Below are 19,461 nucleotides of genomic sequence, written 5' to 3'. Positions count from 1 at the left end.
CGAAACCCTTCCGGTCACCCGGCCTGCCGGTCACCGCCCCGCGTAACCCGCGATCGTCCACAGCTGTGGATGAGGCGGCAGCCGTCCGAACTCCATCTGATCTCCGCCGTGACCCGCATGCCCTCTCCACCCTTCTCCGGAGAACCGTCCATGACGCACGACCCGCTCCCCGCCGAGAACACCTCCGACGAGCCGTTCCCGCTGGCGAAGTCCCCTACGCTGCTGGATCGTTGGCTCCGCGCGTTCGGACGGGCTGCCCCGGGCGGAGCCAGTAGTACCCCGAGTCCGACTCAAGGCCGGTCTTCGGGGGTCTCCGCCCCGGGGGTGGCGGAGACGGCCCAGCGCCAGGGGGCGCAGGGCCAGGGGTTCGGGGCCGAGGGCAGCCCCGAACCGGACACGCTCCACGCCGTCCAGCGCGAGATCCTGCGCCCCGCCTCCGCCGCCGACACCGCTGAGATTGTCGGCGGTGAGCCTGCCGTGAAGGGCGTGCAGCCCACCATCCGCCGCTTCACCGGTACCAAACGCGACGAGCGCGTCGGCCCGCTGCGCTTCACTGCCGATCAGCTTGCCCTGCTCCGGGATGCCACCGCCCAGCATGGCTACAAGGGCGAGTCCGGGTTCGCCGCCGACGTCGTCCTTGCCTTCGTCACCGGCCGGTTCACCGCCAACCTGCCGCTGTCCGAGGACCGGCGCCAAACGCACATCTTCCGCGCCCAGGCCCTGCGCGAGCTCAACCGGATCGGCGTGAACGTCAACCAGATCGCCCGGGCCCTCAACAGCGACCGCACGCCACCTGACCTCCGTGACTGCCTGACGGAACTCCACGACCTGCTGGAGCTGATCGCCGAGGCCCTGCGCCAGCCCGCCGAGCCGGAGACGGAGGCAGCCGCGTGATCGCTGCCATCAAACCGGCCGGGTCCAACACCCGCGGCCTGCTCGCCTACCTTTACGGCCCCGGCGACCACGACGAGCACCTCGACCCGCACATCGTGGCGGGGTTCGCCATGCTCGGCATGCCCGACCCCGGCCGCGACGAGAACGCCACCCTCACCGAACTCGGCCGCTACCTCGACGAGCCGGTCTCCTTGCGCAACAGCGAGTTCGGCAAGAAGGTCACCGACCACGTGTGGCACTGCCCCGTCCGTGCCGCCCCCGAGGACCGCTACCTCTCCGACTCCGAGTGGGGCGAGATCGCCCAGCGCATCGTCGAGGCGGCCGGCATCGCTCCGGCCGGTGATGATCTGGCCTGCCGTTGGATCGCCGTACGCCACGCGGATGACCACATCCACATCCTCGCCACCACCGTCCGTGAAGACGGCCGTCGCCCCAAACTCCACGACAGCGGCCTGCGCGTCGGCGACGCCTGCCGCGAGATCGAGAAGGACTACGGGCTGCGCCGCCTGAAGAAAGGCGACCGAACCGGCACCCGCAGCCCCAGCCAGGCCGAGATGCACAAGGCCGAACGCCTCGGCTGGGACCAGACCAGCCGCGAGTGGCTCCAGGACCGCATCCGCGCCGCCATCCCGCACGCGACCAACGCGGAGGAATTCATCGCCTACCTCGAAGCCAGCGGCGTCGAGGTCCAGGCCCGGCGCGGCCCGTCAGGAGACCTCCTCGGCTACGCCGCCGGACGCCCCGGCGACGTCAACGAGGCCGGGGAGCAGATCTTCCACCCCGGAGGCAAGATCGCCCCCGACCTCACGCTGCCCAAAATCAAGGCCCGCCTCGAATCCAGCCCGCCCGAAGAACACCCCACCGCCCGCCGCAGCCGCCCCAGCACCCCTTGGCAGCAGGCCACCAAGGCCCTCGACACCCTCCACACAGACCTCGCCGACGACACCCACGCCCAGGCCCACATCACCGCCCTCGGCGAACTACTGGAAGCCACCGCCCAGAAAGCCCCCGACACCATGCGCGCCGAACTCCAAGCCGCCTCCAAGGCGTTCGCCCGAGCCCAGCGCTCCCAGATCCGCGCCGAAGACCGCGCAGCCCACGTACTGCGCAGCGCGGCGCGCGACATCGTCCACACCTCCACCGGCCCCGACGGCAGCGCCTTGGCCGCCCTGGTCGCCGCCCTCGTCTGGGCGACCATCGTCGCCGGGCGCTGGCACGAAGCGAAGCACCACGCCCACCAGGCCGACGCCGCCCGTCAAGCCGTCCAGCACCTCCAGTCGGCCGCAGACCGAGCCCTCGCTCCGACACTCGCCGAACTCACAGCCCGATCGCCCAGGGATCAAGCCCGCCGCGTCCTCGCCAACGACGTACGAGCAGCCGTCCCCGACCACGCCGAGCGCATCCTCACTGACCCGGCCTGGACGGCACTCGCCACTGTTCTCGCCGACGCCGAAGCTCGTGGCCATCAACCCCACCAGCTCCTCAAGGAGGCTGCCGCCCAACGGGAATTGACCACCGCCCGCCAACCCGCCCGCGTGCTGATCACCCGCATCCAGCACACCGGCCGCAACCCGGCACGCAACCCACTTGCCGAGGCCGCCCGCCTGCAGTCGACCATGGCAGGCTCGATCCCGGCCCAGCAGACCCGAAACGATCAGCCTCCAGCGCTCACTACGTTGCCTCCCCAACGGCAGCACCGACCGAGCCGGTAGCCGTCGGGCGGGGCGTGTCCCGCACCCCGCGGCTTCGCGACGGCGAGTCGGCGGCTTCAAGCCAACGTCGCCTCGAACCCGCACCGCACCCTTGACGACCCCCGAACCCTTCGGAAACGTCGCACGCAAGAACACGCAACCCGCTTGATCCGGGAGGGCATCGTGGACCTACAGTTCATCGGGATCGACCCCAACACCGGGGGCGAAGGATCGCCGACGGTGTGGGTGGAAGAGGAGACGGCCGACCTGGTCCTCCAGGGCATCAGGGCCGAGGAAGCGCTGGAGGCACTGGTCAGCGGTACGGAGTGGGTCGCCGGTCACGCGGTGGGAATCCCCGCCCATGAGACGGTGATCCGCATCCCCGCCCGCATGGTGCCGATTCTGAGGGAGGCGTGCGATGTCGCAGAACGGCGTGCCGAGCTTCGCTGAGCTGCTGGCCGGTACGCGCCGCAGCGCGGTGCATCTGGAGATGCGTGACGCGTACGGCGTCGGTGACGAGGCCGATGAGTTCGAGCAGTTCAAGCGCACCGGCCACGTCGATCTCGACCCGACGGCACGGTGGTGGCCCGGATGGCTGGGCACCGTACGGGAAGCTGTCGGCCGAGGCGTGGTGATGCGCCGGGCCCGGATCGTGTCCGAGCCCGTCACGGACTACATCCGCTGGGAGCACGCCGCCACTCCGCTGAACGTCGAGGCGGGCGAGCTGGTGCGCTGGTTGCCCCGCCGGCGGGCCGTGGACATTGCCCTGCCGGGGGCCGACTTCTGGCTCTTCGACGACCGCCTGGTTCAGTTCAACATCTTCACCGGAGACGGCGACTGGGCGGATCCGCCCAAGGAATTCAGTGAGGACCCCGCCGTGGTCAAGCTCTGCTCCGATGCCTTCGAGGCTGTATGGGAGCGTGCCGTCGACCACGAGAAGTACACCGTCTGACCCGCACCTCACTCCATGCCCGCCTCCCCCTCCTCCAGCGCCCAGGCAGCCCGTGAAGCGCTCGCCGTGCGCCTGACGCACCTGCGCAAGGACGCCGGCCTCACCGGAAAAGAACTCTCCGCCCGGTGCGGCTGGCACCCTGCGAAAACCACCCGCATCCAAAAAGCCGAGGTACAGCCCACCGACGGGGACATCCGAGCCTGGTGCGCCGCCTGTGGTGCCGCAGCCCAGGCCGACGACCTGATCGCCACGGCCCGCGCCGTCGACTCGATGTACGTGGAGTGGCGCAGGAGCCACCGGACCGGCATGCGCAAGACCCAGGAGGACATCTACGACCGCTACGCGCACAGCGGCGTCACCCGCGCGTACGTCTCCAACGTCGTGCCCGGCTTCTTCCAGACCCCCGCCTACGCCACGGCCCTGATGGAGGCCATCACCGACTTCCAGGGCACCCCCAACGACGTCTCCGAGGCCGTCGCGGCCCGCGTCGCCCGCAGCCGGTTCCTGTACGAGGGCGGACACCGGTTCGTCGTGCTCATGGAGGAGTGCGTCCTGCGCTACCGCGTCGGCGACGCCGAGACGATGGCCGGACAGCTCAGGCACCTGCTGACCGTGATGCCGCTGCCCTCCGTCTCCCTGGGCATCATCCCCTTCACCGCACAAAGGACAATGTGGCCGCTGGAGGCGTTCTACCTCCACGACGGCGCACGCAGTGTCGTGGAAACCCTCACCGCCGAGGTCAACGTGGTGCAACCGCGCGAACTCGCCGACTACCGCAAGGCGTTCGGGGAGCTGACGAAGATGGCCGCCCACGGCAACGCCGCCCGCGCCTTGATCGAGTCGGCCATCATCGCCCTCGGATGACGTTGCGCAATTCCCCGCAATTTTGTTGAGCCGAAACTCCGGCTCTCCGTACGGTCGTTGGCGTCGCCGGGCAGGTCCAGGCTTCCCCTCGGCGGTAGCGCAGGAGAGTTCCGCTCGCGCACCCCTCATTGCGAGCGGGACATCCCAGCCTCGAGGAGACGACCCCGTGAGCGTCATGACCAGACCCACCGCAGTCGGACCGCCCGGCTACACCGAAACCCTCCCCTGCGAGCCCGAGACGGCCCGCCGTGCCCGGAGCCTTGTCTCGGTCGCGCTGAACACCTGGGGCATAGCCGAGCTGGCGGAAGCTGGCGCGCTGATCGTCTCCGAGCTGGTGGGCAACGCGGTCCGCCACACCTCGTGCCGTCTGGTCCGGGTGTCCGTCCGACGCGTCACGGACGATCTCGTACGGATCGGCGTCACCGACAAATCCCACGCCGTGCCGAAAATGGATCTGGTCGCCGATGGCGATGAGACGGGGCGCGGCCTGGTCCTGGTCGACGCGCTGTCATACCGCTGGGGTTACGACGAAATGCGCTGGGGCAAGACCGTCTGGGCGGAGTTGGCGGTCCCGGCGTGCTGACCCTGCGGCTGCTACCCGAAGACGAGCTCGCGGGCGTCGCCGATCCAGAGCGATGCGTAGAGCTGGCCGTACCCCGCCGCACCGAGGGCACGTTCGCCGTCCGCACCCTGCGCCTGACACCCGCCGACCTCGTACGGCTGCGCACGGAAACCGATCTGGCGCTCGCGGACATCCGCACCGAGGTCGTGCGCGCCGAGGCCGCCTGGCACCAACGTCTCGGGAAGTGGCACGCCGACGGGCGAGCCGCCGTCGAGGCCGGCGAGCCGGATACGGCCCTGCTCTCCCGTGTCCTGGAGCGGCTGCGGACCTCCTTGTAGCAACTACAGACCCCGCCCGGTGTGCCGAAGGAAGCCGCGGGCGGTACGGCGCGCGCCCATGTCCGCCCCAGGCGGGCCAGCGACGTCGCGCTGGATCCGCGCTGCCTGGAACCGGCACAGCGGATCCCCTCAAGACCTCTCGCTCCGGCTGAGCGGGAGGAAGCCCAGAGAACAGGAGTGCACCATGCCCGAGACCGTCGTCATCCAGCCCGTCGAGGACGGGTTGCTCGTCTCCCGGACGGGTGCCCCGGCGGACCAGCCTGTTCAGCCGGGGCACCCGTCCGGGAGACAGGACGGCCTGACGGCCGCTTCCCGATCACAGTGGATCATCAGCGGATGTGGCTTCGGGCCGAGCCGCCGCGATCGCCAGCAGTTCGGTGGCGGTGCGGCTGCCGTCGACCGGAACGGGCGTGTTCATCAGCCAGTCGGCGGTGTCGGCCGCCGTCGTGGGCGGAATGACGAGCAGGGTGCGGAACCCGTCGCGATAGGAGCAGAGCAAGATCACGTTCTGCTCCTGGCCGGACACGGACCACCCGGCCGTCACATAACCCTTGCCGACCGCGACCTGGTGCGGGATACCGGGCCACAGCTGGATCCCCAGAACGACCCTGGTGATGGTGCCCACCCCGTCCATCGCTTCCACGAGAAGGGGCAGCTCTTCGACGAGATCGTGAGAGTAGGGCCACCATGCTCCGTCGAGTCCGCCCGGGACGGCTTCGTACGGTGCCAGCGAAAGCCGCACCGGCAGCGGTGAGGAAGGACGCGCGGAATGATCGGCAGTCGGTTCCATGATGTGAACCTGCCCCCGGGTACGGTCTGACCGGCCCGGCATTGTTGCTCACCGAGAACGGCACCAGCATGGCCGCCGACGCACGCAATGCCCTCGGTGTCCACAAGACTACTCCCGGCGAACTCACCGAAATCGCGCACGCATGGGCCCACGGACGCTGGAATGCCCCTGGCCAAGGCCTGTGAGCGCCTGACCAGGGACACACAGACGCCTGTCTCCCCAAAGAAGGCCCTGCCGCCCCGGAGCATGCTCAGAGGCGTCCAACGGGTCGGGTGCTGCTGAGAGCGTCCCGAGCTCCTGCGGAGCACCGCTGGGGTCTTCGTCATGGATACGCCTTCGTCCACCTCGCAGAGAGGGCCGACCGGGCACACCCCGACCCTGACCGGCCTGTTGCGCTGTCCCCTTCTCGGGGCGGGCAGCCCCCGGCGGAACGGGAGGCGAAGAGCAGCGCGATCTCGCCAGAGCCCAACCCATGAGGCCCGCACACCAACGGTTCCGGGAAACCTCAGCCCCGCAAGTGACATCAAAACTCGCTGACAATGATCACAGAGATCTCGCCACAGCGACTCCCGAAGTCACCGTGAAACGACTCCCACGGAAACTGACACAACCAGACTCCCGAGCCCGGTCCGCGAGGTTCGGATCCGTATCGTGCTGCACTGTTGAAGGCCCCCGCCGGGCAGCTGAGTAGGGAGCTGCCTCGGAAGCAACCGCTCCCCCGTGGCCATTCGAGGTCCCCGACGCTCTGACTGCCGTCGACGTGAGCGGCTGCTCGAGCACAGGGCGGCGGATGTTCCGCGGGTTCGAGGTCAGGCAGTGTGCCCCACGGGCGGGTCTTCTGGCGTGGCCGCCGCCATGAGCCGCTCGGCTTCCGCGTCGGTGGCGGCGGGTGGCACCACGAACAGGTCCCAGCGGCCGTGACCGGGGGCGAGCAGGCAGACGGTGTGCTCGGCTCGCGGCGAGCCTGTCCGGCGCAGGTGTACAACCTGGTCTTCGACGAGCATCCCGCCCTGGGGGAACGACCACATCGCTCCGTTCACGAGGACGCTGCTGATCCGTCCCCAGTGGTGCGGCAGCCCGGCGAGCAGTCCGGGGAGCTCGCCGGTCAAGTCGTACGATCTCGGCCACCAGGCTCCGTCGATTCGCCGGGCCGAGCCGCCCTGGCGGGACGCCCCCAGCCGCAGTCGGGCTGAGGGCGGGCGGAGTGGCGAGGCGGTTGTCATGCGGGCTCCTGGACTGGGGACCGTGGGAAACCCGCCGAGATCGGTGGCTCGGAGGGCGCCGGTTTGTCCGGCGAGGACGCGTCGCGCGGTCTCGGCCGGATGCGTCCGGTAGACGGGCGGCCTGCTGGCCTCCAGCCAGGAGCGGAGTGGGCCGACGCCCCCGCGCGGGGTCGAGCGTGAGGTGCAGACGCGTCCCTCTCCCCGAAGGGAAGGCCGGATAACTGCGCTGCTCGCCCCCGGCGAACAGCACCCGGAGTGCGTCCGCGACGTGCCGGGCCGCCTCGGGGTCCATGGAGACGATGCGGACCTCGACCATGCCTTCGGCGGGAGCGTCGTCCGGCGCGTCCACAGTCAGAAGTGGGTACGGGTGGTGAAGGGGTTCGGGGGTCATAGGGCGGAACCTGCCCCGGGCCGTGAGAACGGCTCGTATCGTGTCGCGCGGCCCTTGCGGTGCCGCGCGCCGAGGACGAGACCAGTCCTGTCACCAGTGTACGAAGTACCCTCGACACCCCCACGGTAGTCCTGACCCTCGTGGCAGCCGCTTCCGTCTGCGTGGGACGTACGGTGGAGGTACCGAGGGCATCGCGTACTCCGGCCGCCGCGCCGGGTCGCCCTCGGCGAGAGATGGACCCCGAGCCGCCCCAAGGGCCGGCGCGGAGAGGGGTCGGCATCATGTTCGCCGCGGTCGAAGCAGGTCCGCGCAAGTTCGTCATGGCTGCGCCCATACCGTGTGCCCGTACCAGCCCGCGCCTCTGCCGAGGGGAGGCGTGATGGTCCTTTCCCGGCTGGACATCCACCGGCGGAACCGAGGGGAGGGGGCACTCGTCACGCTCGCTGGTGAGATCGGACCGGCGACGGCGCCGCTGCTGCGGGCCGCACTGGAGCAGTGTCTGCGCGACGGCGTCACCGTCGTCGATGTCGACCTGACCACGGTCGGCTCCTGCGATGCCCGGGGTCTGGACGTCTTCCTGTCGGCGTCACGGCGTGCCGGCCGGGTGCACGCCTCGCTTCAGCTGCACCACCCGTGCGCACAGATCACCCGGCTCCTCGCCGTCACCGGATCCACCCCCCTGCTCCTCGCGGCCCCCACGGATCCCGTGCCGCCCGCCCTCGAAACGGCCTCCTCGGGCCCGTCTGCCGGCGAGGCGCGGGCGCCTGAGGGCCTCGCTCGTGTGCCGGTCGTCAAGGAGGGGATCCGCCTGCGCCGGCTGACCCGTTGGCAGACCGAAGGGATGGGGGAGGACATCGCGGACCTGGCCATGGCATCCGTCGCGGGCACCCCCGGTGAGTCGTTCCACGACCGGAGAGATTTCCTGCGCCGCCTTGCCGTCAGTGCCCGGCGCCCCAGCTTCGCGCTGCTGGTCGCCGAGACGACGGTGCTGGTCGGTTGTGCCTACGGCTTTCCGGTGGGCCCAGGCGGCTCCGGTCGGCGAGGGTTCGACCGAATGCTGCAGGAGAGCATTCAACGGCTCACTGCCTGTGCGCGGTTTGTCGTCCTCACGCAGGTCGTGGCCCATCCGCATGCTCAGCACCGCGACATTGCCCGCCGCCTCCAACAGCGTCTGCTCACCGACCGGCATTCCGTCCTGGGAGTCACCCTGCTGCATCCGGCCGACCAGGGCGGACATGCCGCCTTGGAGTCCTGGGGTTGGCAGAACATGGGAGAGATCGTCGGGCTGCCCGGCCCGTTCGCTCCCTGCGTGCTGATCCTGCCCCTCGTAGGGCCGCCCCCACCAGGCCGATGATCGAGACGTCCGCAGCGGGCGGACCTCCCTTGCGCAGACGGCAGACGACTCCGAGGTCCAGGCCGGTGCAGCCGCCGGTTCGGCACCTCGCGCCGCCCGCCACGGCCGGGAGTACGCTGACCTTACCGAGAGCTTTTCGGGCGCACGACCACGGCGACGCCGTTCCCGTCGGGTGCCAGACGCGGGCAGCCGCGAGCAGCCCGGAACGGGATCGCACGATGGACGCCATCACAAAGCCCGCCGACGGTACGTCGCCAGACGACGCCCGGACTTACCAGATGCCCTTGCCCCGGCTGCGCCTCACGCCGGACGTCAGCCACGGCCCGCTGGACGGTGCGTGGTGGCCGCGCGGCGACGCGCTGGAACTGGAGTTGCCCGCACTGGTCGGCTCCTTGGACCCGGGTGCCGGCACCGTCACCCGCGTCACCGTGGACACCACGTCCTGGCCCGATGCCCCGCAGACGGTAATGGCGCCCGGACACGTGATCGAGGTGGTCCGGACCGGGTCGGCCGCCGAGGCGCATGCCATCACTCTGGACTGCGGCACGGTTGGGCGCTGGGAGTTGCTGGTGATCCCGCCCGACGAGCCCGCCGGAGCGGCCACACGGCTGCTCACCGCTGCCGCCGACCCCGACAACCAGCTGTCGGCCCCGCACATGCTGGCACTCGCCGAGGCCGTCCTTGACGAAGAAGCCACATGGGAGTCGGAAGGAGGACACGGACTCAGGTGAGGGCCCGACGCCTGTCGGGCCGAGGTGATCGGCCGGCCGGTCCGGTCGTCCACGACCCGCGGTGGTGGAGCGATGACACTGGCAGTCCCTTGGCCGTCCCACCCCCCCGCAACCGATACGCGCGGATCACGGCGGGTGAGCGAATGAGGCCCGGACGGCGCACGGACCGCTCCGAGAGCTTCGGGGAAGCGCTGCTGGGAGCGGTTCTCGATCGCGCCCACGAGCTTCCTCCCCATCTCATCGGGCCGCTGGTCGCCGACGTGGTGAAGCTGTTGCGGGGCCGCCGTCCGCAGGTACTGCTGCAGGACTATGGCCAGCTGCTGCTCGTACCCCTGTCCGGCGAGGGCCTCATGGACGGCGAACCGCAGGTGATCGACGACTCCGAGGCGGGCCGCTGCTTCCTCGACGCGGTCCCCGTCGAGCTCGCCGAGGACGACGGCGTACGGGTCCATCTGCCGCTGCTGGACGGCGGCGACCAGGTGGGGGTCATGGCGGTGACGCTGGACAGCGTCGATGACGACGACCGCCGCCTGCTGCAAAGGATCTCCGGTCTGGTGGCCGACCTGCTGGTGACCAAGCACGGCTACTCCGACCTGTTCTTCCGTGTCCGACGCGGTGAAGCGATGAGCGTCGCCGCCGAGATCCAGTGGTCCCTGCTGCCACCGCTGGCGATGATCATGCCGAGGGTCGCCGTGGCCGGAATCCTGGAACCCGCCTATGGCGTGGCCGGTGACAGCTTCGACTACGCCCTCAACGGGGACATCCTCCACGTGGTCATGATCGACGCGATGGGGCACGGCCTGGACGCGGCCACGATGGCCACCGTGGCCATCGGCGCCTACCGCCACGCCCGCCGCGCCGACATCGGGCTGTCGGAGATCTACGACTTCATGGACCGCGCCGTGGCGCAGCAGTTCGGTCCCGAGCACTTCGTCACCGCGCAGATGATGCAGCTGGACACGACGACAGGACAGCTCCAGTGGGTCAACGCAGGGCACCCACCGCCGATCCTCGTCCGCCAACACCGCGTCGCACGACGCCTCACCGCCCCGACAACCCTCCCTGTCGGTCTGGGTGGTTCCGAGCCACGGATCAGCGAGCTGAAGCTGGAACGCGGGGACCGCGTCCTCTGCTTCTCTGATGGACTGGTCGAGGAGCACTACACCGGTGGCGAGGAGTTCGGGGAGGACCAGCTGATCGACTGTGTGAACCAGCTGGAGAGAACCGGCCGCGGGATCCGGGCGGTCACGCGCTCCCTGTCCCACACACTCAAGCGGGCGCGAGGCGGCCACACCACGGACGACGCGACGCTGCTCATGGTCGAGTGGCGCGGCTGACCTCATCGCTGTCGTCCGCCGTTTCCTCCGTCGGCCTCGGCTGAGGGGACGGCCCGTCAGTCCGACGGCGCCTGCCCGCTTCCGGTGTCGATGAGGATCTGTTCCCCCCGGGTGATGTTGTCGGCGCGGACGGCCTGGGCCATCGCGGCGTGCGCGGCCTCTGGTGTCGCGTGCGGCGGAACCACCAACAGAGAGAACACGTCCTGGTCGCCCCGTGTGATCAGGACGGTGTCGTCACCCACCGGGAAGGAATCGATGTGCACCACCCGGTCGTCGACGACGATCCGCGTCGGGAGCCCTTCCCAGGCCGCGGTGTCCAGCCCGACGCGGGTCACGGGGCCGAGGTGCACGGTGAGGGCGCTCAGCAGCGCGGGCAGCTCGGCACCGATGTCGCGCGACCGCGGCCACCACGCACCATCCAGGACGCCTTCACGCGACTCCGTCGTCTCCAGCCGGAGCAGCGCGTATCCCGGCCGGACGGCCTCGTGAACGCCACTGGGCAGATGCCGGGAAACAGGGGGTGGATCGGAGCCGGTCATGGGGGACCACCCGTCTTCGGGAACCGGTGGGAACACGGGATTCGCTTCGCCCTCCCACGCTACTCCCCGTGCCGCTGGTGGCCGCTGCCACCGGGGCCTGCGTGAGCGATGCGTGAGCGGACCCTGCGGCACCGCCCGTCACGGGTAAGACCACTCAACACCCAGCACCTGCCCTGACCAGGCCGTTCCGGACACCGAAGGAGAGCCTGGAACCACCCAGCACACCCCCATCAGCCCTCGTAATGCGTAGGTCTCGGGTTCGAATCCCGAAGGCGGCTCCATACCAAACCTCAGGTCGGGCTGCTGACCTGGGGTTTCTTGGTTTTCGTGATGTCTGGTCCGAGCGCGACCCCGCTGGTGGCTGCCCTTGTAGCCGAGCGGCACGATCTCCTCCCACAGCTTCCACGCCTTGGTGCTGACCTCCTTCCAGCGGTTGTCCAGGTGGGGCTTTGAGTCCTCGAGGACCGCCTACGCCACCGCATCCTCGTCGGACGACCTAACGCTCCGCTACCACCGAATCCGGGCCAGGGCTGTCAACCTGGCGCTCAGACACTCCCTGCACTCCCTGACCGTGTGCGAGTGGGAGGTCTTGGTGCGTGACCCCGCGGTCGTCGGACACCGGCAGCCCGGCCGGGGCGCCGCGGTCCAGCAGGGTGAGGAGCGGGCCGGTCATGGCAGTGGTGACCAGGGTCATGACGATCATGATCGAGTACAGGCCCTGGTTGATCAGGCCCAGTTGGAGTCCGACCGAGAGCACCACCAGCTCCGTCAGGCCGCGGGTATTCATCAAGATGGCGAGCATCCCCGCCGAACGTGCCGGCAGTCGGCCGATCCGCGCGGCGGCGTAGGTGCCGCCGGCTTTGCCGACCACCGCTACCACCATGATCAGCGCCAGCTCGACCAGCCTGTGGACGTCCAGACCGCTGAGATCCACCGAGAGGCCGCTGAGCACGAAGAAGGCCGGCATCAGAAGCGCGGAGGTCTGTTCGGCGGACTCGCGCAGACGGTCGAGCGCCGACGGGGCTGTGGCGGCCGGGGCCGCGGAAGTCTCGTTGTCGCCGGCGCAGTTCCCGTGGTCGCGGGGGACGACGATCCCGAAGAGCAGCGCACCGAAGATCAGGTGAGTGCCCATGGCCTCGGTTGCGGCGGCCGAGAGCAGCGCGCCGACGATCAGTGCGGGTGGTCCGGGCCGCCAAGACGTACGGGCGAGCAGCGGCCGTACCACAACCAGCATGAGCAGCAGATAGGGCACGAAAAGCAGAACGATCGCGCGTCCGTTGGATACGAGTCCTGCCAGGGCGGCGAGCGCGACCCAGGCCAGTACGTCCACCATCGCGGCGGTCGCCATGGCGACCGTGCCCTCGCGGGTGCCGGTCAGGCCCCGGTCGACGAGTATGCGGGCCAGGACGGGCAGGGCGGTGATGGAGAGCGCGAGGCCGAGGAACAGGGTGGAGGCGGCGGAAGCGCCGCCCGGACTTCCTGACGTCAGGAGCAGTGCCAGTCCCGTACCGAACAGGAAGACGGGGACCGTGGCACCGGCGGTGACGATGCCCGCAGTCCTCAACTGCCCTGCCAGGTCTGTCGGTCGCAGATGCAGTCCGACGCCGAACATGAAGAGGGCGAGCCCGATGTTGGCGACCGCGGAGAGCAGTGGGCGTATGTCCATGGGGAAAAGGAATTCGCCGACGACACCGTGCAGGACGGTGGGGCCCATCAGCACGCCGGCAGCGATCTCGGCGACCACGGGCGGCTGACGCAGCCGGATGGCGATCCGTCCGGCGATCCGGGACAGCAGCACGGCGGACGCGAGCCCGATGAAGAGGTGAACAAGGTCTGGGCTGGTGCGCATGGCATCTACCGGCCTTCGGTAAGGGGACAGTGTGTCCGCCCGACGGGAGTGGCGGAAGGGGAAGCTGCGCCCGGAGCCGTGTCAACGGCAGCGGCGTGCAGGCCCCGTGGCGCCCGGCTGCGCCTCGCGGGGCGGCGATGTCGGGCCGCTCGCGGAGCCAGGCAAGGGCCCGTCCCGGCGATCCGCCACCGGACCCGGGCCTCCCGCCGACAGAAAGAGGGTGTGCCTCCAGTAGGACCCGGACTCGCGACGCGCCGGAGCGCGTACCTCTACCCGGGCGGGGCGGGCGCTGTGGCCGACGCCCGGACCGAGGAACACGCCTACGTCTTTGGTGTCGGACAACGCGCCCTTACGGGGAAGTCGAACGTGCCGGCCTCGGCAGCGGGGCGGTGGTCGGGCCTCTGATCAGCGTCTCCGACGGCACCTTCCGGGCCCGGTGACACCTCCCCAGGTCATGCCTTCGACAGGGGGGAACAGTCAGCCGGGCCCGGAGGCCGGCGATCCTCGGCCACTGGGCACCGGGCACCCAGTTCTGCCCACACCCGCCCTGACCTGCATCTGTTTACGCGTCAGGCGGCCAGCGCCTGTCGCCACCGTACCGGCGCACCCACCCTCAGCACCGAGTTGCGGTAGATCCTTCCGGCGAGCGTCATGCAGCAGGCCGTGGCCACCAGCAGGATGCCGGCGGCGGCAAGCTGCTCGTACATTGTCGCCGTGCCCACCGAGGCTTTGAGTGGTATCAGCAGGCCGGAGAAGGGCGGTATGTACTGCACGACCGAGACCCAGGGCGCTGAGAGATGGGCGGCGGCAGCCGTCGCCGCACCGACCGGCGCCAGGGCGAGCAGCATTACCGGCGTCAGCACGCCCTGCAGATCCTCGGGCCTTGACACCAGCGATCCGGCCGCCGCGTAGAGCGAGGCGAACATGGCGAAGGTCAGGAGGAACCAGAGCACCGTCATCACCAGGGCCCGCGGCCCCGGTATCGCGGTGGTCTGCTCTGACATCAGCGACTGCGCCCCCCAGACCGCGCCCAGCATCGCGGCCACCTGCAACATGCCGGCCGTGACGATGCCGGAGACCTTGCCCACGAGCAGTTCCAGCGGAGCGAGCGTAGCGAGCAGCACCTCCACCACCCGGGTGGACTTCTCCTCGACCACGCCCTGTGCGATCACCGATCCCTGATTGACGACCTGCATGAACAGCACGATGATCAGGCTTGCCGCGGCGCCCAGTTGGACTGTGCCCACAGATTTCCCGACGGTCACAGTGGTGGGTGCGGCGGCCGCGGTGTCCCGTGCCAGCCGCCCCAGATCCACGTTCTGCCGGAGCAGGGCCCGGTGGCCGGCCCAGGTCCTGGCCAGCGCGTCAGCGCCCGCCCGCGCCTGATCGCTGGTGTCGGCGCGGGCCAGGAGGGACACGCGGCCTCCGGCGACGACCACAGCCGCGTCCGAGCCCTTGTCCTCGACGAGCTTCCGGGCTTGTGTCATGCCGTCGCACGACGTCACCCGCACCCCGGGAGGCGCGGTGCCGAGCGACGCGGCCGGTGTGCCGCAGACGGCCACGGTGGCGGAGGTGGTGCGCCCCAGCACATTGAAGCCGATCACCAGACCGAAGGTGACGAGGGAGAGCAGGACCAGGCTGACGAGATAGCCTCTGGTGAGCATCCGCGCCTTCAGTTCCCGGACGTAGACCAGGCGGACGCGAGTGACGCGGAGCGAGCGCTGCTCGGAGTCGGGGCGCTTCATGCGGACACCCCGTCCAAGTCGGAGGTACGGGCGTTCCCCGAGGATGGAACGCCGGTGGCCGCGGAGCCCGTGGGCGGCGGGTCCCCGACCGGTTCGACCAAGTCCCGGAACAGGTCGGCGAGGCTGGGTATCTGTCGCCGCATCTGCCTTACGGTGCCGTGCCGCATCGCCTCCACCAGCAGGTCGTTCTCGGTGTGGCCCACGGCGAGGTCGACCAGGACGCCCTGCTGGTACGCCTGGAATCCAGCAGTCGTGGTGCAGCCTGCGGGCCAGTCCTCGCCGGCGCCCTCGACCTCGACGTACACATGGCCGCTCGCCTCCGTGGGCCGTAGCTCCTCAAGAGAGCCACAGGCCACAAGGTGTCCGGCGCGCACGATCGAGACCCGGTCGCAGAGCTGCTCGACCAGATCCAGTTGGTGGCTGGAGAAGAGCACGGGCACCCCCTGTGCCGCCTTGTCGCGAAGGACCTCGCTCATGTCGTCGACAGCGAGGGGGTCGAGACCTGAGAACGGCTCGTCCAGGATGAGCACTTCGGGATCGTGGACCAGGGCGGCGGCCAGTTGGACGCGCTGCTGGTTGCCCAAACTGAGGGTGTCCACCCGCTTGTCGCGGTGCTGGGTGATCCGCAGCCTCTCCGTCCAGCGGACCATCGCCTCACGGGCATCGGCATGGGACAGCCCGTGGAGCTCGCCGAGGTACACCAACTGCCGGGCCACGGTCATCTTGGGGTACAGCCCGCGCTCCTCCGGCATGTAGCCGAACCGTGCCGACTCCAGTCTCCCGACCGGTGCCTCACCCCAGAGCACCTGTCCGCGGTCCGGTGCCAGCACCCCGACGCCGATGCGCATGGCAGTGGTCTTGCCTGCCCCGTTGCCGCCGACGAAGCCGGATATCTCCCCCGGTCTTACGGTCAACGTGAGTGAGTCCAGCGCCTGTTGGGAGCCAAAGCGCTTCGACACTCCCTCGAGTACCAAAGGTTTCACGGGCCCTCCCCTTCCTTCTCCCTGTCCCGTTGAGCTGTCCACGGAGCGTACTTTCCTGTTGGGAAAATACCTGATACTTTCCCGGCAGGAAAGTGGAAGTTCTCCTCAGGAGGGTGCGAGGGCTCATGGCGTCCGACGACAAGCACGACAGGAACCCCCTCGATCGGCAGGCCGTGACGCCGGCCGACGCGCAAGCCGCGCTCGAGGACATCCGGAGGCGGCAGGAGCAGTCCGGCGTGGCCGAACTGCGGTTCGGCCTGTCTCGTCCCTCCCTCCTGATCGCGGCACTGCTGCTGTTCGTCTCCTTCGCGTCCTTCGACCTGCCCAATCCCTGGGGTGGTGCGGTGTTGGTCCCGGGGCTGCTGCTGGTGGCGCTGATGGCGGTCCGCCACACGTACGGCGCGCCGGTCCGCAACAGGCCGGGCACCGGAGCCGTGCTGGTGGGGCTGGCCTGCGGGATCGCCGCGTACGGGGTGTTCCGGGGGCTGGCGGCGGCGCTCTCCTCGGGCGGGGTGCCGACACCTCATCTCGTCGCCGCTGCGCTAGTGGTCGGGGCTTGTCTGCTGGCGGCACCTGGTGCTCGCAGGGCTGCCGAGGCCCGGCTGCGGCGCCGGTCGGAGCGGCGGTACTGATGGATGCCGACTTCGACGCCTTCCTGCACCCGGCTCCGCGCCTGACCATCGTCGCCCTGCTGGCGCCCGCGGGATGGACCGAGTTCGGGTTCATCCGGGATTCGGTCGCCACGAGTGACTCCGCCCTGTCCAAGCAGTTGTCGGCACTCGCGGCCGAGGGGTATCTCGAAGTGCGAAAGCAGGCGGCTGTGGGTGTCCGGCGCACGCTCGTCCGGCTCACGCCGAAGGGGCGGGAGGCGTTCGTACGGCATGCGGCGGCGCTGGAGCGGATCGCGGCGACGGCGCGTGCCGCGCGACCGGCCGACTGACCACTCGTGACGTCTTGGTGATTCCGGAGCCCACAGGCGACTGCGATCCCCGGGAGGCCTGCCCTGCGCGGTCTGCCGCGGCACCAGGACGGGCGCGAGGCGACTGAACGGGCAGCTGGGTACCGGCAGCTGGGTACCGGCCTCCCCTGTCCGCGCTCACCCTCATGTACGGAAAGTCAATCATTGGAGACTCAGTGTGATGATCGAAGTGCGAGAGCTGACGAAATGTTACAGAAAGACCCGAGCCGTCGATGAGCTCAGCTTTCGCGTCGAGCCGGGACGGGTGACCGGATTCCTGGGGCCCAATGGCGCGGGAAAGTCGACGACGATCCGTGCGATGATCGGTCTCGACCGTCCCACCTCGGGCGAAGTCCTCATCGACGGCAAGCGTTACGAGGACCTGCCCCGCCCCCTGACCACCGTGGGGGCGCTGCTCGACGCCCGCGCGGTGCACGGTGGCCGGAGCGTGCGGGGACACCTGGCCGGTCTGGCCCGTAGCAACCGACTGCCGCTGCGGCGTGTCGACGAACTCCTGGAGATGGTCGGGCTCGCGAGTGTCGCGGACAAGCGGGCGAAGGGGCTGTCGCTGGGCATGGCCCAGCGTCTCGGCATCGCGGCCGCTCTTCTCGGTGACCCACAGGCACTGCTGCTCGACGAGCCGGTCAACGGCCTCGATCCGGAGGGCGTGAAGTGGATCCGCGACCTGATGAAGCGCATGGCGGACGAGGGCCGTGCGGTCCTGGTCTCCAGCCATCTGATGAGCGAGATGGCGCTGACCGCCGGGCACCTGGTCGTGATCGGACGCGGCCGGCTCCTCGCCGACACCCCCGTGGAGGACTTCATCACGGGTAACTCCCGGTCCTACGTCCTCATCCGCACGCCTGAGCCCGAGCGCATGCGTGATCTCCTGGCCATCCACGGCGTCCACGTGGACGCGGGGCCCGACGGATCACTCGAGGCGGTGGGCACCGACCCGAGGACGGTGGGCACCCTGGCCGCCGAGAACCAGATAGCCGTCTACGAGGTCAGCCCGAGGACCGCCTCCCTGGAGGAGGCGTTCATGCAGTTCACCGCGGATGCCGTCGAGTACCGAGCAGAGCAGGAGGCAGTGCGATGAGCAACGACCTGAACGCGGCCGTCGGCTTCGAGTGGTCCAAGGTGCGCACCCTGCGCTCCATGTCGTGGAGCCTTGTCCTCTGCATCGTCCTCAGTCTTGCCTTCGCCGTGCTCACCGGAGTTGTCGTACAGCACCAGTACGCGCACAAGCCCGCCCCCTCGTCCTTCGACCCGATCTCTGCCGGGTTCAGCGGGCTGCGGCTGGGGCTGGTCGGGCTTGTGGTCTTCGGCGTGCTGGTCGTCACCAGCGAGTACTCCTCCGGGACGATCCGCAGTTCACTGGCCGCGGTGCCCCGGCGCGGGGTCTTCTACGCGGCCAAGATGCTCACCGGCGGCCTGACGGCCCTGGCGGTGTCCAGCGCTGCCGCGGTCACCAGTTTCCTCCTCGCGCAGGCGACCATGGGGGACGAGAGCGTGTCCATCACGGACGGCGGCGTGCTGCCCGCCCTGATCGGGGCAGTGCTCTACACGACCATGCTCTGCCTGTTCTCCATGGGCGTCGCCGTCCTTCTGCGCTCCTCCGCGATCACCATGGGCATCCTCGTGCCGCTCTTCTTCACGGTCTCGACGATCCTCACGAACATCCCCGGCGTCGGAAAGGTCGCGCAGTTCCTGCCCGACCAGGCCGGCGGGCTGGTGCTCTACCGGCACGCACCCGAGGGGTACGTGCTGAACGCGTGGTCCGGGCTCGCGGTCCTCGCGGTATGGACCGCATGCTCGGCGGCCGCCGGCTACCTGGCCCTGCGGCGCCGCGACGCCTGACGGCACCGGCGCGGCCCGTGCGCCCCGCGCATGCGGACGTTGTGCGCAGCCGGTGCGCGCTCTCCCTCGTCGGCGATGCGGGGGTCGAATGTCGGCCTCCCATGATGAATCCAGGCGCCGGTAACGAACGGCAATTCGGCGTCCGAATCCATCACACAAGGGAGAACCCCATGTACCAGGGCGACCTGTCCCTCCTCGAGGAGATCGAAGAGCAGGACTTCGACGGTGTCGCGTACGGCGCGTGCACCACGAACACCTTCTCGCTGTCGGATGCGCTGGGCAACCAGGGTGGCTGGTGCACCCTCACCAAGGAATGCCAGCCCAGCTGCAACTGACCTCGGCCAGAGGCGAAAGGGGAAGCGCCATGCAGAGCGAGAAGGACGTCTTCGGGGCGTACGAC

At 69.7% G+C, this 19,461-nt stretch carries 21 protein-coding genes; 15 read left to right on the top strand and 6 right to left on the bottom strand.

All coding sequences use genetic code 11. The annotated features are described in order from the left end of the window. Positions 1-150: 150 nt before the first annotated feature. From AB0N07_RS03870 to AB0N07_RS03840, 7 genes are all read left to right on the top strand, one after another. On the top strand, positions 151-894 hold the full coding sequence (locus AB0N07_RS03870; protein WP_365831767.1) for a MobC family plasmid mobilization relaxosome protein: 744 nt from the start codon (positions 151-153) through the stop codon (positions 892-894). Then, positions 891-2,606, top strand: coding sequence for a relaxase/mobilization nuclease domain-containing protein (locus AB0N07_RS03865; protein ID WP_365831765.1), 1,716 nt, complete (start codon positions 891-893; stop codon positions 2,604-2,606). The genes AB0N07_RS03870 and AB0N07_RS03865 overlap by 4 nt, the downstream gene beginning before the upstream one ends. A 162-nt stretch (positions 2,607-2,768) precedes the next feature. Beyond that, entirely contained in the window at positions 2,769-3,035 is a 267-nt protein-coding gene (locus AB0N07_RS03860) for a hypothetical protein (protein ID WP_365831763.1), read from the top strand. Then, positions 3,004-3,537, top strand: a complete 534-nt coding sequence (locus AB0N07_RS03855) for a DUF6879 family protein (protein WP_365831761.1) — start codon at positions 3,004-3,006, stop codon at positions 3,535-3,537. Before AB0N07_RS03860 ends, AB0N07_RS03855 begins: the two co-directional genes overlap by 32 nt. A 15-nt stretch (positions 3,538-3,552) precedes the next feature. Beyond that, entirely contained in the window at positions 3,553-4,401 is an 849-nt protein-coding gene (locus AB0N07_RS03850; RefSeq protein WP_365831759.1) for a DUF5753 domain-containing protein, read from the top strand. 175 nt (positions 4,402-4,576) lie between these two features. Continuing rightward, the gene (locus AB0N07_RS03845) at positions 4,577-4,984 is read left to right on the top strand and encodes an ATP-binding protein (RefSeq protein WP_365831840.1); all 408 of its coding nucleotides are present in this window, start codon (positions 4,577-4,579) and stop codon (positions 4,982-4,984) included. After that, entirely contained in the window at positions 4,978-5,301 is a 324-nt protein-coding gene (locus AB0N07_RS03840; RefSeq protein WP_365831757.1) for a hypothetical protein, read from the top strand. The genes AB0N07_RS03845 and AB0N07_RS03840 overlap by 7 nt, the downstream gene beginning before the upstream one ends. A 316-nt stretch (positions 5,302-5,617) precedes the next feature. Here AB0N07_RS03840 and AB0N07_RS03835 read toward each other — a convergent pair whose 3' ends face one another. Together AB0N07_RS03835 and AB0N07_RS03830 are read right to left on the bottom strand one after the other, a co-directional pair. Next, entirely contained in the window at positions 5,618-6,091 is a 474-nt protein-coding gene (locus AB0N07_RS03835; protein WP_365831755.1) for a DUF5994 family protein, read from the bottom strand. 809 nt (positions 6,092-6,900) lie between these two features. Further along, positions 6,901-7,314, bottom strand: a complete 414-nt coding sequence (locus AB0N07_RS03830; protein WP_365831753.1) for a DUF5994 family protein — start codon at positions 7,312-7,314, stop codon at positions 6,901-6,903. 770 nt (positions 7,315-8,084) lie between these two features. Here AB0N07_RS03830 and AB0N07_RS03825 point away from each other — a divergent pair. From AB0N07_RS03825 to AB0N07_RS03815, 3 genes are all read left to right on the top strand, one after another. Further along, a complete protein-coding gene (locus tag AB0N07_RS03825) occupies positions 8,085-9,059 on the top strand; it encodes an STAS domain-containing protein (protein WP_365831751.1) in 975 nt (324 codons plus the stop codon). 218 nt (positions 9,060-9,277) lie between these two features. Continuing rightward, positions 9,278-9,790 (top strand): DUF5994 family protein, encoded by a 513-nt coding sequence (locus AB0N07_RS03820; RefSeq protein ID WP_365831749.1) that lies wholly within the window; start codon positions 9,278-9,280, stop codon positions 9,788-9,790. A gap of 143 nt (positions 9,791-9,933) precedes the next feature. Beyond that, positions 9,934-11,127, top strand: coding sequence for a GAF domain-containing SpoIIE family protein phosphatase (locus AB0N07_RS03815; RefSeq protein ID WP_365831747.1), 1,194 nt, complete (start codon positions 9,934-9,936; stop codon positions 11,125-11,127). Between the two features lie 56 nt (positions 11,128-11,183). Here AB0N07_RS03815 and AB0N07_RS03810 read toward each other — a convergent pair whose 3' ends face one another. The 4 genes from AB0N07_RS03810 to AB0N07_RS03795 all read right to left on the bottom strand — a co-directional run bounded on the left by AB0N07_RS03810 (position 11,184) and on the right by AB0N07_RS03795 (position 16,219). Then, a complete protein-coding gene (locus tag AB0N07_RS03810) occupies positions 11,184-11,666 on the bottom strand; it encodes a DUF5994 family protein (protein WP_365831745.1) in 483 nt (160 codons plus the stop codon). A gap of 496 nt (positions 11,667-12,162) precedes the next feature. After that, positions 12,163-13,515 carry a cation:proton antiporter gene (locus AB0N07_RS03805; protein ID WP_365831743.1) on the bottom strand — a complete coding sequence of 451 codons (1,353 nt, stop codon included), beginning with the start codon at positions 13,513-13,515 and terminating at the stop codon, positions 12,163-12,165. A 569-nt stretch (positions 13,516-14,084) separates the two neighbouring features. Next, positions 14,085-15,260, bottom strand: a complete 1,176-nt coding sequence (locus AB0N07_RS03800; protein ID WP_365831741.1) for an ABC transporter permease — start codon at positions 15,258-15,260, stop codon at positions 14,085-14,087. Next, entirely contained in the window at positions 15,257-16,219 is a 963-nt protein-coding gene (locus AB0N07_RS03795) for an ATP-binding cassette domain-containing protein (RefSeq protein WP_365831739.1), read from the bottom strand. The genes AB0N07_RS03800 and AB0N07_RS03795 overlap by 4 nt, the downstream gene beginning before the upstream one ends. Before the next feature lie 149 nt (positions 16,220-16,368). Between AB0N07_RS03795 and AB0N07_RS03790 the strand changes: the two genes are divergently transcribed. The 5 genes from AB0N07_RS03790 to AB0N07_RS03770 all read left to right on the top strand — a co-directional run bounded on the left by AB0N07_RS03790 (position 16,369) and on the right by AB0N07_RS03770 (position 19,396). Then, on the top strand, positions 16,369-16,875 hold the full coding sequence (locus AB0N07_RS03790) for a hypothetical protein (RefSeq protein WP_365831737.1): 507 nt from the start codon (positions 16,369-16,371) through the stop codon (positions 16,873-16,875). Further along, positions 16,875-17,183 (top strand): transcriptional regulator, encoded by a 309-nt coding sequence (locus AB0N07_RS03785; RefSeq protein WP_365831735.1) that lies wholly within the window; start codon positions 16,875-16,877, stop codon positions 17,181-17,183. The genes AB0N07_RS03790 and AB0N07_RS03785 overlap by 1 nt, the downstream gene beginning before the upstream one ends. Positions 17,184-17,382: 199 nt before the next feature. Beyond that, the gene (locus tag AB0N07_RS03780) at positions 17,383-18,300 is read left to right on the top strand and encodes an ATP-binding cassette domain-containing protein (protein ID WP_365831733.1); all 918 of its coding nucleotides are present in this window, start codon (positions 17,383-17,385) and stop codon (positions 18,298-18,300) included. Next, a complete protein-coding gene (locus AB0N07_RS03775; protein WP_365831731.1) occupies positions 18,297-19,061 on the top strand; it encodes an ABC transporter permease in 765 nt (254 codons plus the stop codon). The genes AB0N07_RS03780 and AB0N07_RS03775 overlap by 4 nt, the downstream gene beginning before the upstream one ends. 170 nt (positions 19,062-19,231) lie before the next feature. Further along, positions 19,232-19,396, top strand: coding sequence for a plantaricin C family lantibiotic (locus AB0N07_RS03770; protein WP_365831729.1), 165 nt, complete (start codon positions 19,232-19,234; stop codon positions 19,394-19,396). Positions 19,397-19,461 lie beyond the last annotated feature (65 nt).

Origin of the sequence: Streptomyces sp. NPDC051172 (assembly GCF_040682555.1) — a bacterium.
GTDB lineage: Bacteria > Actinomycetota > Actinomycetes > Streptomycetales > Streptomycetaceae > Streptomyces.
This window is presented reverse-complemented; position numbering and strand designations above follow the sequence as displayed.

Bases quoted from the DNA above. Each gene is read 5' to 3' on its own strand.
- AB0N07_RS03805 (WP_365831743.1), bottom strand. From the start codon at position 13,515: ATGCGCACCAGCCCAGACCTTGTTCACCTCTTCATCGGGCTCGCGTCC.
- AB0N07_RS03790 (WP_365831737.1), top strand. From the start codon at position 16,369: ATGGCGTCCGACGACAAGCACGACAGGAACCCCCTCGATCGGCAGGCC.
- AB0N07_RS03870 (WP_365831767.1), top strand. From the start codon at position 151: ATGACGCACGACCCGCTCCCCGCCGAGAACACCTCCGACGAGCCGTTC.
- AB0N07_RS03850 (WP_365831759.1), top strand. From the start codon at position 3,553: ATGCCCGCCTCCCCCTCCTCCAGCGCCCAGGCAGCCCGTGAAGCGCTC.
- AB0N07_RS03780 (WP_365831733.1), top strand. From the start codon at position 17,383: ATGATCGAAGTGCGAGAGCTGACGAAATGTTACAGAAAGACCCGAGCC.
- AB0N07_RS03810 (WP_365831745.1), bottom strand. From the start codon at position 11,666: ATGACCGGCTCCGATCCACCCCCTGTTTCCCGGCATCTGCCCAGTGGC.
- AB0N07_RS03820 (WP_365831749.1), top strand. From the start codon at position 9,278: ATGGACGCCATCACAAAGCCCGCCGACGGTACGTCGCCAGACGACGCC.
- AB0N07_RS03815 (WP_365831747.1), top strand. From the start codon at position 9,934: ATGAGGCCCGGACGGCGCACGGACCGCTCCGAGAGCTTCGGGGAAGCG.
- AB0N07_RS03835 (WP_365831755.1), bottom strand. From the start codon at position 6,091: ATGGAACCGACTGCCGATCATTCCGCGCGTCCTTCCTCACCGCTGCCG.
- AB0N07_RS03845 (WP_365831840.1), top strand. From the start codon at position 4,577: ATGACCAGACCCACCGCAGTCGGACCGCCCGGCTACACCGAAACCCTC.
- AB0N07_RS03800 (WP_365831741.1), bottom strand. From the start codon at position 15,260: ATGAAGCGCCCCGACTCCGAGCAGCGCTCGCTCCGCGTCACTCGCGTC.
- AB0N07_RS03855 (WP_365831761.1), top strand. From the start codon at position 3,004: ATGTCGCAGAACGGCGTGCCGAGCTTCGCTGAGCTGCTGGCCGGTACG.
- AB0N07_RS03825 (WP_365831751.1), top strand. From the start codon at position 8,085: ATGGTCCTTTCCCGGCTGGACATCCACCGGCGGAACCGAGGGGAGGGG.
- AB0N07_RS03830 (WP_365831753.1), bottom strand. From the start codon at position 7,314: ATGACAACCGCCTCGCCACTCCGCCCGCCCTCAGCCCGACTGCGGCTG.
- AB0N07_RS03775 (WP_365831731.1), top strand. From the start codon at position 18,297: ATGAGCAACGACCTGAACGCGGCCGTCGGCTTCGAGTGGTCCAAGGTG.
- AB0N07_RS03770 (WP_365831729.1), top strand. From the start codon at position 19,232: ATGTACCAGGGCGACCTGTCCCTCCTCGAGGAGATCGAAGAGCAGGAC.
- AB0N07_RS03785 (WP_365831735.1), top strand. From the start codon at position 16,875: ATGGATGCCGACTTCGACGCCTTCCTGCACCCGGCTCCGCGCCTGACC.